Below are 13,619 nucleotides of genomic sequence, written 5' to 3'. Positions count from 1 at the left end.
GAGCGTCTCCCCCTAGGGCAAGCGGTCCGACAATTCAGCCCGGCTCGGAGGTCACGAGGTTGCGGAGCGGGCGGTCGTGTCCCGGGATGCCCAGGCGGACCGGCGCTACGGGACGGGCACGCCATACCGGGGCAAAGTCGTGTCGTGACGTGCAAGTTCACCGTTGGTGGTTCGGTTATCGGGACGGCACGCCGTTCAAGCAGGCCGACTTCGTCGGCTGGGCTGACCGATAACCTGCTCGCTGTGGTGATGTTCTTGGCTGGCGGTGGCAGTCCCGCGCAGGAGATGCGCGTGTGGGAGCAAGCGTTCGAGGGTGCTACGGCGATTTTGTACTGGCCATTTGCGCTTCCCGACGAACGCGTTCCCTCCGCAGCAGCTTGGTTTACGGCCGCGCTCACCGAAGGCGGACTCAACGCCGACGTGACCACTTGGGAATCGCTCGATGGACACGACGCCGCAGAGCTCGCCGACTTCGACACCATCGCTGTTGGCGGGGGCCTTACCTCAAAGTTGACCGGCCATATCCGGGCTCACCAGTTCGATGGCCCTCTTGCCAGCTATATCCGATCGGGCGGCACGTACTACGGCGGCAGCGCGGGGGCGATCCTGCCGTGTGCTGATATCACGCTTGCGGGAATGATTGAGGACGATCCCGCCTCGGCCAACGTGCCGGGCTTGGACGTCCTGCCGGATGTCGGCATCCTGCCGCACGCGGACAGGTACCCGCATGAGTTGGCCGGCCAACTCGCGGCGATGCTCGGGTACGACGTGATCGCGCTGTCAGAGGACTCAGGTATTCGGGTCGATGGTGCCGAGCTGAGGGCCATCGGCCCCGGTGCCGTTCGACGAACTCGCCCGGACCGCTCCAGATCCATTCTTGCCTGAGGCAAGGCTCGTCGCCCGACGATCGACTCGCGGTGAGAGGTCAATCGATGCTGTCAGCGGGCTCGCTCACGACATCTGGTGACCTCTCGGTGCCCGCCCTGCCCCAGGCCACGAGCCCCGCAAGACGAACGTCTATTGAGACCAGGCCTACGGTGCGCCGGCAGCAGGAAGTCGCTCTTCCGAACCCGTGAGCCTTCTTCGGGTCCTGTCGCCAGGCGTCGGTGACAGATGTGAGTCGAGATACGCGCTGTCTGAGAGCATGCTCGACATGGATTGCGATGAATATCAGCGCGCGGCGATGCGGACGGCGCGCGACGTGGACGCACCGGATGAGTTCATGCACCTGGTTCTCGGCCTGGTCGGCGAGGCTGGGGAAGTTGCCGAGAAGATCAAGAAGCTGATCCGGGACAAGGGCAGTGACTTGGCTCTGCTGGACCGCGATGACATGGCGGCCGAACTAGGGGACGTCCTTTGGTACACAGCGGTCTTGGCGAACTTTTTGGATCTGCCGCTCAGCGAGGTTGCTCAGAAGAACGTCGACAAGCTCGCCGATCGGTAGCGGCTGTCGGTGCTCGGTGGATCGGGTGACAAACGTTGAGCGGTGCGTCCGAATGACCCCGTCTCGTCACGAACCCGACGGGTACTCGTGCCCGTTTTGCCGTATCCAGGTCGGTGTCTACAACGAGCACCAGCAACCTGAAGACGTGGTGGCGGTGACCGACCGCGCGTTCGCACGGGTGGCGCCGAAATGGTGGCCGGACAATGACGGCGCGCTGCTCGTGATCCCGCGTACCCACGTCGAGAACCTCTACGACATCAGCACAGTCGATGGCCATGCCGTGTGGGATCTCACGAAGCGCGTCGCGATAGCGATGCGCGCGGCATACGGCTGCGACGGCGTCTCGACGCGACAGCACAACGAACCGGCCGGCGGGCAGGACGTCTGGCATCTTCACGTGCACGTCTTCCCCCGAAGGAGCGGTGACAAGTTGTACCAACGTCACGACGACGCCCGGTGGGTGACCCCAGCTGAACGGGCCGGGTATGCCGAAAGGCTTCGCACCGTCTTAAAAATGCCGACTACGTTCTCTGCGATCGAAAGACCGGCGAACTGACTTGATCGTGTCTCGCTAGACGATCGTCTAACGAGCGCCCGCAGCACCGCCTTCCCGGTGGCAGCGGCTGGCTGTCACACCCGCCCTCTAGCGTTCGGGTTGAGGAGGCCGAGGGTGCAGAGAGGAAGTCGCGGATGCAGTGGCAGACGGCTCTTGAGAAGTTCGCAACTCGCACCCAGCCTTCGCTGCGTTGGATGCTCGTCGGTTCCGCAGCAACAGCACTGCACCAGGTCCCGGTTCGCCCCGGTGACGTTGACATTCTGCTTCACCCGGCCACTACTGACCGGGAGATGCAACGACTGTCCGACGCGTTGAAGCCATTTGTGGGCACCCCGGCCTCTCCCACCGCAGTGCTCGACACCTTCACCAGTTCGCCGTCTGCACCGTGGGCATTCGACGGGGACTGGACATTTGGGCGGTGGCGGCTGGCCGGCACCAAGGTTGAGGTCGCCCGGATCATGACGCTGGCCGAACCCAACTGCATCAACGAAACGATCGGCGAAGCAGTCTGGGCAACTCGCGAACTCATCCCATGGCGCGGCTTGACACTGCCCGTTGTCCCCTTACAGGTCCAACTAACGACCTGCCGCAATCGGGGACTTACCGACCGAGCCGATGCAATCGAGCATCGGCTCGCGCTGACACGCGGGTGAGGATGTCTCCGTAGGCGATCCGCTTGCGGCGACGATGGTGAGTGACAGGCAGCAGCCACATCGGTGTGCTCCGAAGGCTTGGCCCAGCAGTGGCTGTCAGTGCTCTCGAAACTCACCGACATTTCTGCTGCCGGGCTCGTTCCAAGTGCTGTCGAGACTCATCGACAAATGCTCTCCAAACTCACCTACACAGACAACTGGATGTACCCCAGGATGGAAGCACGGCGCAGGGAAGAGGCGGCGCCCTGCCAGCCAAGGCGCACGCATCTGCGGCGAAGGGTGCGTCATCCCGACGCGAATGACACGGACGATCCGTTGGACAGAGTTGCGTTCGGGGTCGTCCTCAGGCTGCTGCGGTGTGGTGGCCAGGCATCCGGCCAGGTGTCAGGTCCCAGCGCACACCGTCGAGTTCGACGACTGCGGTGTAGCCCTGACGGTGCACGACCTGGTGATGCCGACAACAGAGCAGGGCCGAGTTGGTCAGCGAGGTTTCGCCGCCGGCCCACCACGGTCGGACATGATGCACCTCGCAGAACCCGGGCGGTCGGTCGCATCCGGGGAAGCTGCAACCACCGTCTCGTAGGATCACCGCGGCTCGGATTGCTTTGGTTGCCAACCGTTCTCGACGCCCAACGTCCAGTGGGGCGCTCGGTCCGCCGAGCACGGCCGGGATCAGGTCCGCCGAGCAGGCGAACCTACGAGCAGCGCCGGCATCCACCGTGTCACCACCGGTGGTGGTCGCGCCGCCCTGGCCCTTGCTCAATGTCTCCAAACCCATCGTCAGCAGCACCGTCGCCGCACCCGCCTGGGTGCCTTCCCCGGTTGCCGCACGGGCACCCGCGCCGACCAGGTCCATCAGCGCGTCGAGGCGGCGTTTGCCCGGAGATCGCTCATCTCGCACCGGATTGTCCTGCGACTGATGGTCTGAGCCGCCGAGCCCGAACGCTGAGCCTGGAGTGTCATCAGCGGGTTTCGCGGGGCGCGGCGCGGATCCCGCAGTGACCGCGTCCTTGAAGATCGCCGCATTCGCCGGCGACAACTCGGCCACCACCCGGGTCATCCCCGTCGGTGTTGTCGACCACGACAGTGACTCGGTCCGCTCGAGTTTCTCGTCGTCCTTGGACAGCTCGTCGGGTGCGAACCGGGCGATGATCCGCCGAGTCAGCTGCGTCAACCCCGCAGACCCCAGGGCCGGGTCGATCTGCAGGAACCAGCCGAGCACCTCGTCGCGCTCTGCTGTGGGTATGACGGGGCCGACCTTGTCCGCCTGCGTCAACGCGGTCCGCGCCGACTCCACCGAACATGCACCCTCCAGCAACGCCCCTTTGATGACGGTGTTCTTCCGGTCTCGGCACGAATCTGCCACCGACGCCATCGCTCGCACCGTCTTGGGCTCCACCGGAACGCCCTCGATGTGCTTGCCCAGCCATTGTGCGGTGTTGGCCGCGTCGGACCTCAGCAACACGCCCCGCTGGACAGCGTCCGCGGCCACAAGGGTGGCCACCTGCGCGGACCGACCCTGCAATCGCAGCAGGGCGGTCATCAGCTCGCCCTCCTGGCCCTCGCCCAACTGATGCACGGCGCCCGGTACCTCGTCCAACACGCGTGCGGCGGACTGCAAGATGGCGAGCACTTCCGGCCCACGACCAGGCTCCGCAATCGGGGCACTAGGCGCCGTCGAACGATCGATGCTCATGACGTGAATCCCCTTCCCCCATAGACGTTTTCGCCTACTTACAGGGTACCGGAGAAGCGTGTCAATGACTAGTATTTTATCGAACACATTTCGGTATTTCTGTATGCTCAGGGCCGCCCCCTGTCGTGCAGTGGAGCGAGCCAGAGCCTTGCGGTCAGCCTGCGAAGGTGCCGACCACGGCACCGGCCAGCGCGGCAAGTTCAGCGGGCCGAGCAAGGCACTTGCTGGCCCGTAGTCCTGAGCCGATGACGACTGCGGCCGGTGCATTCGCGACCTGCTCGTCGACCAGCACCGGCCAGTCGGCCGGCAGACCGATCGGCGTGATCCCGCCATACTCCATGCCGCTCAGGTGTACGGCGTCGTCCATCGGCGCAAAGGAGCATTTGCGCACGTCGAGGAACTTGCGTACCGCTCTGTTGACGTCGGCGCGCGTGGTGGCGAGCACGACCACTGCGGTATACCTGCTGACGTCGCCGCGGCGGCCGAGGACGACCACGCAGTTGGCGGACAGTTCGGGCGCCGATCTGTATGCCGCGCAGAACTCCGCCGTGTCGGCGAGCGTCGGGTCGATTTCGCTGACTTCCAGGCTCGGGACCGCATCTAGCATGGCGGCGACCGGCGCAGCGAGTAGGTCTGTGCGATCGGCGGCTGCATGCCAGTCGAGGGTGCCGCGTCCGTCGGGTGTGTCAGGCATGGCGCCACGATAGGCGCGACGACAGGTGACGCCGAGGGCGCCATACGTGGTGCAAGTCACACGGTGCGACCATGAGGGTATGGAGCTGCCACAGGTTGCGTCGATGCCGACTATGCCCGACTCGATCACCATCTACGAGGTCGGAGCGCGGGACGGGCTGCAGAACGAGAAGGCCGTCGTGCCGACCGAGGTGAAGGCACAGTTCATCGAGCGGATCATCGACGCCGGGCTCGAGACTGTCGAGCTCACGTCGTTCGTGCCGCCGTCGTGGATTCCGCAGCTGGCCGACGCGACCGAGCTGATGGAACGACTGGGCGACCTCGGCAAGGGTGCCCAGCGACCGGTGCTGGTGCCGAACGAGCGCGGCCTGGACAACGCGCTCGCAGCGGGCGTCGGTGCGGTCGCGGTCTTCGGGTCCGCGACCGAGACCTTCGCTCGCAAAAACCTCAACCGGTCGGTCGAGGAGTCGCTGCGGATGTTCGCGCCGGTCGTGGCGCGCGCCAAGGACGCCGATCTGTGGGTGCGCGGCTACGTCTCGATGTGCTTCGGAGACCCGTGGGAGGGCCCGGTGCCGATCGAGCAGGTGTTGGACGTCTGCCGCAGGCTGATGGACCTCGGGTGCGACCAGCTGAGCCTGGGCGACACCATCGGCGTCGGCACTCCGGGTCATGTCATCGCACTGCTGGATGCGTTGCAGGCCAAGGGGATCGGCACTGACCGCATCGGCGTCCACTTCCACGACACCTACGGGCAGGCGCTGTCGAACACCGTGACCGCGCTCGGTCACGGCGTGCGCGTCGTCGACGCCTCCACCGGTGGCCTCGGCGGCTGCCCCTACGCCAAGTCGGCGACCGGCAACCTGGCCACCGAGGACCTGGTGTGGATGTGTCGAGGTCTGGGCATCGAGACCGGTGTCGACCTGGACAAGCTGGTCGCAACATCGGTCTGGATGGCTGAACAACTGGGCCGTCCGTCGCCGTCGCGAGTGGTGAAGGCGCTGGCGGGTTGAGCGGTCCGGACGACACACGGCGCGACGGCGCGTAGGTTGACCATCAGTCCGACGTATCAGTCAGACGTCCGCGCGGGCGCAAACAGCAATGAGGAGTTCACCCATGAAGTCTGGTCTCATCACCGACAACTTCGATCACTCGGTGCGGCCGCAGGACGACCTGTTCGGGCACGTCAACGGCACCTGGCTCGACAAGACCGAGATCCCGTCCGACCGCGGCCGGTACGGCACCTTCGATCGCCTCCGGGAGAGCGCGGAGGAGGCGGTCCACGCGCTGATCGAGGAAGCGGCCGAGTCCGACTCCGAGCCCGGCACGCCGCGCCGCCAAGTCGGTGACCTCTTCGCATCGTTCATGGACGTCGAGCGCATCGAGAGGGCGGGCGTCGACGCCCTCGCCGACGATCTGGCCATCATCGAAGCCGTGGCGTCGACCTCGGATCTGCTGCGGGCCTGCGGGCAACTCAGCCGCCGCGGTGTCGACACCTTCATCGGCTTCTATTCCATTGCCGATGCGAAGGATTCGGCGCACAACATCCTCTACGTCATGCAGGCCGGCATCGGTCTACCCGACGAGTCCTACTATCGCGAGGACGAGCACGCCGAGGTGCGAGAGCAGTATGTCGCGCACATCGGCCGGCTGCTCGGGCTCGCGGGACTGGACGGCGGACAGGCCGACACGATCATGGCGCTGGAGACCCGCCTGGCCAAGGCACACTGGGACCGGGTGGCGGCGCGCGACGCGGTGAAGACCTACAACAAGCTCTCCCGTGCCGAGCTGGAGAAGCTCACCCCGGGCCTGGACTGGGACGCCTGGCTGGACGGCGTCGGGGGAGAGGCGCGGATCCTCGATCCGGTCAACGTCGAACAGCCCTCCTTCCTCACCGGATTCGCCGAGGCGTTGTCGGAAGAGTCGCTGGATGCCTGGAAGTCATGGCTCACCTGGCGGCTGGTGTCGGACCGGGCGCCATACCTGCACGAGGCGATGGTGGACGAGCGGTTCGACTTCGCCGGGCGCACGCTGTCCGGCATACCCGAGAACCGTGAGCGCTGGAAGCGCGGTGTCTCTCTGGTCGAGTCGCTGATCGGCGAGGCCGCCGGTCAGCTGTATGTCGAGCGACACTTCCCGCCGCACGCGAAGGCGCGGATGGAGAAGCTGGTCGCCAACCTCGTCGAGGCCTATCGCCGCGACTTCGAGACGCTGTCCTGGATGAGCGAGACGACACGCGCGAAGGCGCTGGAGAAGCTGGCGAAGTTCACGCCGAAGATCGGTTACCCGCAGGAGTGGAAAGACTACTCCGACATCGAGATCCGCGCGGACGACCTGATCGGCAACATCGCGGCATCCACCGCGTGGGAGGTGGACCGGATGCTGCGCCGGGTCGGTGATGAGGTCGACTCGAACGAGTGGTTCATGACCCCGCAGACGGTCAACGCCTACTACATGCCGGTGATGAACGAGATCGTCTTCCCGGCCGCCATCCTGCAGCCGCCCTTCTTCGACGTCGAGGCGGAGGACGCGGTCAACTACGGCGGCATCGGCGGTGTGATCGGTCACGAGATCGGGCACGGCTTCGACGACCAGGGATCGCGGTACGACGGCGACGGCAACCTCGTGGACTGGTGGACCGACGACGATCGCAAGCGTTTCGATGCGTTGTCGCAGAAGCTGATCGAGCAGTTCAACGACCTCGAGGGCCGCGACGCGCCGGGCAACAAGATCAACGGCGCCCTCACCATCGGCGAGAACATCGGCGACCTGGGCGGCCTGACGATCGGATACAAGGCGTTGCAGATCGCCCAGGAGACCCAGGAGTCGCCCGAGCTGGACGGTTTCACCCCGGAGCAGCGCTTCTTCCTCGGCTGGGCGCAGGTGTGGTGCGGCAAGGCGCGTGAGGCGGAGGCCAAGCGACTGCTCACCATCGACCCGCACTCGCCGGCGGATGCGCGCGCGAACGTCGCACGCAACCTGCGCGAATTCGCCGCAGCCTTCGACGTTTCGGAGTCCGACGGCATGCACCTCGACGAGGAGGAGCAGGTGCGCATCTTCTGACCCGCTTCCGGCGTGCATTGCTCGCGACTTTCGCGGGTGAGGTGCCCGGCGGTGTCGATCCGGTGTGCATTGGTCGCGACTTCGCGGGTGAGGTGCCCGGTATCAGTGCCTGATGACGAGTCCGGCCCGGTCGGCAGAACGCCGACCGGGCCGAATCGCGTTTCAGGACAACGACATCACGACAGGTTTGTCGTCACGTCGTCCAGCACGAAGGAGGTCTGCAGCGAGGCGTCCTCCGTGCCGGTGAAGGTGAGCTGCACGGTCTGGCCGGCGTATGCCGACAGGTCGATCGCGTGCTTGGTGTAGCCGCTCGCGGCGTTCGCATTCGAGTAGGTCGCCAGCGTCGTCGAACCGGCCTTCACCTGCAGCTTGTCGTACGGCGTCGAACCGTACTCGTCGGTGTCGACGTGCAGGTAGAAGGACAGCTGGGCGTGACAACCGGACGGGACCGCGATGCTCTGCGACAGCGTGTCGGTGTGCGACTGGCCGTAGCCGTCGAGCCAGGCGTCATACGAGCCGGCGTGGGTGGGCTCGTAGGAGCCCCACTGCCCGATGATCTGGTTGTTGCTCTCGCTCCAGCCGGCCGCCCCCGATTCGAAGCCGGAGTTCTTGACCAGCTGACCGGAGCACGAGCCGCCGCTGGTGCCGGTGATCGTCCAGGTGAACGTCGTGCTCCCCGTCTTACCTGCCGAGTCCTTCGCCGTGGCGGTGACCGTGTAGGTGCCCGTCGCCGTCGGCGTGCCGGAGATCAGGCCGGAGCCGTTGATCGACAGGCCGGTCGGCAGACCGCTCGCGCTCCAACTGTATGGCGCAGTGCCACCGCTGGCGGCCAGCTGCAGCGACGCCGCAGTGTTGACCGGGCTGCTCTTACTGCCCGGGTTGGTCACGGACACACCGGAGGTGGTGCCGGCACCGAAGCCGGCCACGCCGTTCGGCGTGCCGTTGCCGGTGGGGCCGTCCCAGCCGACGCCGGCGTTGCACAGCACGGTGCCGCAGCTGCCGTTGTTGCCGCTGGTGACGTCGTTGAAGTCGCCGGTGTGCGAGTAGGACAGGTCGTTGCCGTAGGTGGAGTTGCCCGCGGCACCCGCAAGCGCGGCGGTCGCGGCCAGCAGCGGGGAGGCGAGGCTGGTGCCGCCATACACGCTCCAGCCGCTGCCGCCATAGGTCTGGTAGACCGCCAGGCCGGTGGCCGGGTCGGCGTCCATCGACACGTCGGCCTCCGCGCGCTTGCTGCACGCGGTGTTGACCCCGCTCTGGAAGGACGGCTTCGCCACGTAGGACGAGCATCCGGAGCCAGTGCCCTCCGAAGAGCTTGTCTTCCACACGGATTCGCTCCAGCCGCGGCTGGTGTTGCTGTTCCGGGACAGGGAGGTGCCGCCGACGGCGGTCACGTATGCCGAGGTGGCCGGGTATTCCGCACCGTAGTCGCTGTCGCCCGCGCTGGCCGTGATGAAGACGCCGGGGTGCTTGAAGTACGAGGTGTCGGCGCTGGTGATGCTGCTGTCCTCGCTGCCGCCGTAGCTGTTCGAGACGTACTTGGCGCCTTGGTTGACGGCCTGGTTCACCGCTGCACCGAGGTCGTTCATGCTCGCGGAGTTCGCCTCGACCAGCAGGATGTGGCACGCCGGGCAGGCGGCGCTGACCGCGTCGAGGTCGAGCGAGATCTCCCCGGCCCAACCGCTGTCGGCCGTGGGGAAGCTGTTCGTGGAGCCGCTCTGGCTCATCTTGGTGAAGCAGCCGTTCGCCGTGGTGCAGGACGGCAGGCCGTACTGCTGCCGGTAGGCGGCCAGGTCCGACTCGGCGTTGGGGTCGTCATACGCGTCGACGATGGCCACGGTGGTGCCGGCGCCGGCGGCCGGCAGGTGGTATGCCGACTGGATGTCGCTCGGCCCGTATCCGGACGGTGTCGCGTTGGGTGTCACGGCGTGCGGAACGATCCGGTTCGGCTCCGCCGGGTTGGTCTGTTTCATGGCGAAACAGGTGGCCCATCCCTTGGCAACCCGTTGGGAACACACGTGTTCCGACTCCACCGAGGCCTTGATCGGTGTGCCGGTCATGGTGGGGCTCGGCGTCGCCGCCTTCGTGGAGCGAGCGTGCGCAACGTGCCGCGCGGCCGTCCCGTGATCCGGGTGAGCGTAGGCCGTGCCGCCGGTCATCGCCAGCGGTAGTGCCGCGGCGATCCCGAACAGTGCGACCCCGGCGGCTTTCCTCCGCGGGCGCCGCAGCGTGGATGACGACATCTGGTGTCCTTTCAGGTAACATTCAGATTGTCACCACTGGTTGGTGGTGGCAACCGGGAACTTACTCCGGAGCATCGCCAGCGCGGGGTCAAGGAACAGCAATGGTCTGTCAAGAGTTTGGTCAAAGCTGCGATCGGGCCGAGGATGGTCTCCATGTCAGCCGACCTTGACGACATCTGCCGCGTGCTGCGGGATCTCGGACTCACGTCATACGAAGCGAAGGCGTATGCCGTTCTGGTGCAACGCAATTCGTCCACAGCGGTGGAGCTCGCGCGCGGCGCGCGCATCCCGCGGCAGCGGATCTACGACGTCGTCGACGGGTTGGTCCAGCGAGGCCTGGCGCGACCGCTGAGCGGGGAGGTGGTGTCGTTCGCCGCCACCGACCCCCGGATCGCCATCTCCGGGCTGGTGGCCGAGCACCGCCAGCGCTTCAGCTCGCTCGCGCTCAACGCGGACAACGTGTCCGAGGAGCTGTCCGGGTTGTGGCACAGCGGTCAGCGGGAGCAGACCCCGCTGGCGTTCGTCGAGTTCCTGCGTGACCCGGCGAGTCTCGGGGCCCGCTTCCTGGAGCTGCAGAGCCGCGCGACGACGTCGATGTTGCTGTTCACTCGCAAGCCGTACGTCGTGGACAACAACGGTCCCGGCCTCGATGCGACCCGGCGGATCGCCGAGTCCGGCGGGGACGTGCGGTGTTGCTACGAGCGTGAGGTGCTCGACTCCGCCGAGTCGGTGGAGACGCTCAAGCAGTTCGCCGAGGCGGGGGAGCAGGGCCGCATCGTCGAGAAGATCCCGATGAAACTGTGCCTGGTCAACGGGACTCACGCGCTCTTCTCGCTGACCGACCCGGTGGCCGGTGGCCTGACGGCGACCAATGTGCTGGTCGAACATCCCGATCTCGCGACCTCGCTGACCTATGCGTTCGAGGCGATGTGGGCCACCGGACGACCCGTGCTCGAGGTGGCACGGGACGCCGGTTACGACGTCTGACCAGAAGCGACGCCGGTGATCCGGTGGATGGAGAAGGTGCGTGGCTCGCGGCCTGCGCCGACCAGGCCGGTGACCCGTCCGCCGTCCGCGCGCTGCGGACGGAAGAGCGTGCGGTGCAGGACGCCGCCGGGATCGGAGTAGCCGATCCACACCTCGGTCCCCTCGGCCGCGGCGTCCTGCAGCATGGCCAGTGTCACGGTCGGATCGGTCGATGGAATGCGCGGCCCGGAGCCGTTCGACGACCTGCCGGCGGCTGTCTCCTCGCCTCGGCGGACGTGGGCGATGACGTCGTCGATCAGGTCGTCCGAGACGGCGTCGAGCCGTGGCGGTTCACTCACCCGGGGTGTCGCCGCACGGGCGCGGCTGCCGCCGACGTGCACGACCTGCCCGTCCTGACCTTCGGCGACCGGCGAATAACCGTGCTGGCGCAGCATTTCCAGCACAGTGGCCGGATGCGCGGGTGAGACCACCACCGATGGTGCGATTTTGCGCAGCTGGAGGGCGGAGAGGTTGCGATCGCTGGTCATCGCGTCGAGCATCGCCGTGTCGTCGTTACGCAGATAGCAACTCGCGGTACCGACCCGCGTCTGACCGTGCCGGCGTGCCACGTCCGAGATGAGGTATTCCAGCGGCTGCGGCAACGGCGTGGGACTGGCGACCCTCAGCTGTTCGACCAGGTCGGTCGCGGACCGGCCGGCATCCAGCGCCCGCCGGATGCTCTTGTCGGTGAAACGGTAGACGGTTGCGCCGCCTCGGGATTCGACATCGGCAGCCACCTGCATGAGTGCCTGCAGCTCCTCGGTCAACGGGCCGGGTGCGACCGCCGTCAGGTCCGCCTGCAGCAGCAGGTGATCGACCTGCGCCGGCATGGCGGCACTCATCGCGGCTGCCGCGTCCTCTCCCGCCAGCAGAGCGCGGCCCGGTGTCGACAGCACCCCACGGCCGGTGACCCCGAGCCAGGCGGCCTCTCGCAGCACGTCCGCGGCGCGCGTCGGGGCGCCCTCGGGCAGTCGCAACGGACGCTGCCAATGCAGCATGGCATCGACGTATTCCGTTGGCACCGCGACGGATCGATCGACGCCGGCGAGGATGGAGAGCACGTCGTGTCGGCGACTGCGCATCACCGGCCAACCGACCTCCGCGCTGAGCACGTTGATCGTCCCCTGGTCGTTCGACCGGCCGGCGAGCGAGGGGGCGCGGGTCGTGCGCAGCCACGCGGTGGCCAGCGTCTCCCATCGTGAGGCGGTGTCGCTGTCGGCCCAGTCGTCATACGCGGTGGTCGGCAGCCAGCAGGGTTCGAAGTCGCCGTTGCTGGCCACGAGCCGGGCGGCATACGCCAGCTCGATGACGAAAGCGGCGAGCGGCAGATCGGCGTCGAGCGCGGTCGCGGCGGCGCGGTGGTCGCGCACGCTCAGCCCGCCGGACCGCAGCACCCGCGGCGCAGCGTCTTCCCATGAACGCAGCAATGTCTCCACCCGCCAGAGCAGTTCGAGCGCCGCGCCCGCCGCAGCGGCGTCGACGTCGTGGGCGAGCAGCCGCTGCGTCGGGGGTGACGGCGGCGTGATGCCGTCCTGGTAGAGGCGTCCGTCCCGCAGTGCGAGCCCCGTCTCCCGGGGGATGACGCCCCCGTCGTCAGTGCGGACCACCAGTCCCGCGGACACCAGCTCCTCCAGCACGCCGGCGGCCGACGGCCCGTCGAAGCCGGCCCGCGGATGCCGCCAAAGCAGCCGGTCGATCGCCGCTCGCGCGCCGTCGCTGAGCTGCGCGTATGCCGCCGCCGCCGCCGCGCTGCGGTCCGGGACGCCGAGCTCACGGGCCGGTGGCCCGAGTCGCGCCGGGCTGCTCAGGATCTCGCCGACCGCACGGGCCGGGCGATAACCTTCCGGGCTGCGCCACAGCAGCGCCTGGTCCCACAGTGAACGACATGCCGTCTGCACCGTGCGTTTGGTGGCGCCCAGGAGCGCGGGCGCCGCGTCGGCCCCCGCTACCAGGACCGCTTCGAGCACCCGGAGCCGGTCGGCGGGCAACCGGTCGAGGGCACGCTGCACGCTGCCGCGGGTTGCTGCGCGAGCGGCCAGCGACGTCACGTCACCCGGTGCCGGCCGGGTCAGGTCCGGCCGCGCGGCCAGCAGCGCATGCAACTGCGCGTCACTGCGCGCGCGCATGTCGTCGGCGAAGCTGCGGGCGGATCTCGGCACCGCCCAAGGATAGGCGTTCGACCGACGCGGCATCGCGATGCACGAGCGCCGGTCGTATGGCGGGCGGTGGTGGGAACGCCTCCGGCAACGCC

At 67.3% G+C, this 13,619-nt stretch carries 11 protein-coding genes; 7 read left to right on the top strand and 4 right to left on the bottom strand.

Features of this window, described 5'->3' with window-relative positions; genetic code table 11:
• The first annotated feature begins 144 nt into the window (after positions 1-144).
• The 4 genes from ACYVBN_RS07650 (at position 145) to ACYVBN_RS07635 (ending at position 2,653) form a co-directional block, all read left to right on the top strand.
• A complete protein-coding gene (locus ACYVBN_RS07650; RefSeq protein WP_460599997.1) occupies positions 145-885 on the top strand; it encodes a Type 1 glutamine amidotransferase-like domain-containing protein in 741 nt (246 codons plus the stop codon).
• Positions 886-1,144: 259 nt separating this feature from the next.
• Complete coding sequence (locus tag ACYVBN_RS07645; protein ID WP_460599996.1) at positions 1,145-1,444, top strand: nucleoside triphosphate pyrophosphohydrolase family protein; 300 nt, start codon at positions 1,145-1,147, stop codon at positions 1,442-1,444.
• A 52-nt stretch (positions 1,445-1,496) separates the two neighbouring features.
• On the top strand, positions 1,497-2,000 hold the full coding sequence (locus ACYVBN_RS07640) for an HIT family protein (protein WP_460600832.1): 504 nt from the start codon (positions 1,497-1,499) through the stop codon (positions 1,998-2,000).
• Positions 2,001-2,134: 134 nt separating this feature from the next.
• Positions 2,135-2,653, top strand: coding sequence for a nucleotidyltransferase family protein (locus ACYVBN_RS07635; RefSeq protein WP_460599995.1), 519 nt, complete (start codon positions 2,135-2,137; stop codon positions 2,651-2,653).
• 343 nt (positions 2,654-2,996) lie between these two features.
• Here ACYVBN_RS07635 and ACYVBN_RS07630 read toward each other — a convergent pair whose 3' ends face one another.
• The gene (locus ACYVBN_RS07630; RefSeq protein WP_460599994.1) at positions 2,997-4,232 is read right to left on the bottom strand and encodes an HNH endonuclease signature motif containing protein; all 1,236 of its coding nucleotides are present in this window, start codon (positions 4,230-4,232) and stop codon (positions 2,997-2,999) included.
• A 271-nt stretch (positions 4,233-4,503) separates the two neighbouring features.
• Positions 4,504-5,043 (bottom strand): YbaK/EbsC family protein, encoded by a 540-nt coding sequence (locus ACYVBN_RS07625; protein WP_460599993.1) that lies wholly within the window; start codon positions 5,041-5,043, stop codon positions 4,504-4,506.
• Positions 5,044-5,122: 79 nt separating this feature from the next.
• Here ACYVBN_RS07625 and ACYVBN_RS07620 point away from each other — a divergent pair, with 79 nt between their 5' ends.
• Entirely contained in the window at positions 5,123-6,052 is a 930-nt protein-coding gene (locus ACYVBN_RS07620) for a hydroxymethylglutaryl-CoA lyase (protein ID WP_460599992.1), read from the top strand.
• 103 nt (positions 6,053-6,155) lie between these two features.
• Entirely contained in the window at positions 6,156-8,102 is a 1,947-nt protein-coding gene (locus ACYVBN_RS07615) for a M13 family metallopeptidase (protein WP_460599991.1), read from the top strand.
• 176 nt (positions 8,103-8,278) lie between these two features.
• Here the strand turns inward: ACYVBN_RS07615 and ACYVBN_RS07610 are convergent, their stop codons facing one another.
• Positions 8,279-10,342, bottom strand: a complete 2,064-nt coding sequence (locus ACYVBN_RS07610; protein WP_460599990.1) for a putative Ig domain-containing protein — start codon at positions 10,340-10,342, stop codon at positions 8,279-8,281.
• 153 nt (positions 10,343-10,495) lie between these two features.
• Between ACYVBN_RS07610 and ACYVBN_RS07605 the strand changes: the two genes are divergently transcribed.
• Positions 10,496-11,329, top strand: a complete 834-nt coding sequence (locus ACYVBN_RS07605) for a TrmB family transcriptional regulator (protein ID WP_460599989.1) — start codon at positions 10,496-10,498, stop codon at positions 11,327-11,329.
• On the opposite strand, the gene ACYVBN_RS07600 is transcribed toward ACYVBN_RS07605, so the two are convergent.
• A complete protein-coding gene (locus ACYVBN_RS07600; protein WP_460599988.1) occupies positions 11,317-13,527 on the bottom strand; it encodes a helicase-associated domain-containing protein in 2,211 nt (736 codons plus the stop codon). The two genes, ACYVBN_RS07605 and ACYVBN_RS07600, sit on opposite strands and share 13 nt — an antisense overlap.
• Positions 13,528-13,619: the final 92 nt, after the last annotated feature.

This window comes from Flexivirga lutea (genome assembly GCF_054778955.1).
The sequence above is the reverse complement of the archived record's forward strand: the minus strand, read 5'-3'. Positions and strand labels throughout refer to the sequence as shown.

Coding starts and splice junctions, on each gene's coding strand:
- ACYVBN_RS07615 (WP_460599991.1), top strand. CDS start 6,156: ATGAAGTCTGGTCTCATCACCGACAACTTCGATCACTCGGTGCGGCCG.
- ACYVBN_RS07640 (WP_460600832.1), top strand. CDS start 1,497: ATGACCCCGTCTCGTCACGAACCCGACGGGTACTCGTGCCCGTTTTGC.
- ACYVBN_RS07625 (WP_460599993.1), bottom strand. CDS start 5,043: ATGCCTGACACACCCGACGGACGCGGCACCCTCGACTGGCATGCAGCC.
- ACYVBN_RS07605 (WP_460599989.1), top strand. CDS start 10,496: ATGTCAGCCGACCTTGACGACATCTGCCGCGTGCTGCGGGATCTCGGA.
- ACYVBN_RS07635 (WP_460599995.1), top strand. CDS start 2,135: ATGCAGTGGCAGACGGCTCTTGAGAAGTTCGCAACTCGCACCCAGCCT.
- ACYVBN_RS07645 (WP_460599996.1), top strand. CDS start 1,145: ATGCTCGACATGGATTGCGATGAATATCAGCGCGCGGCGATGCGGACG.
- ACYVBN_RS07620 (WP_460599992.1), top strand. CDS start 5,123: ATGGAGCTGCCACAGGTTGCGTCGATGCCGACTATGCCCGACTCGATC.
- ACYVBN_RS07610 (WP_460599990.1), bottom strand. CDS start 10,342: ATGTCGTCATCCACGCTGCGGCGCCCGCGGAGGAAAGCCGCCGGGGTC.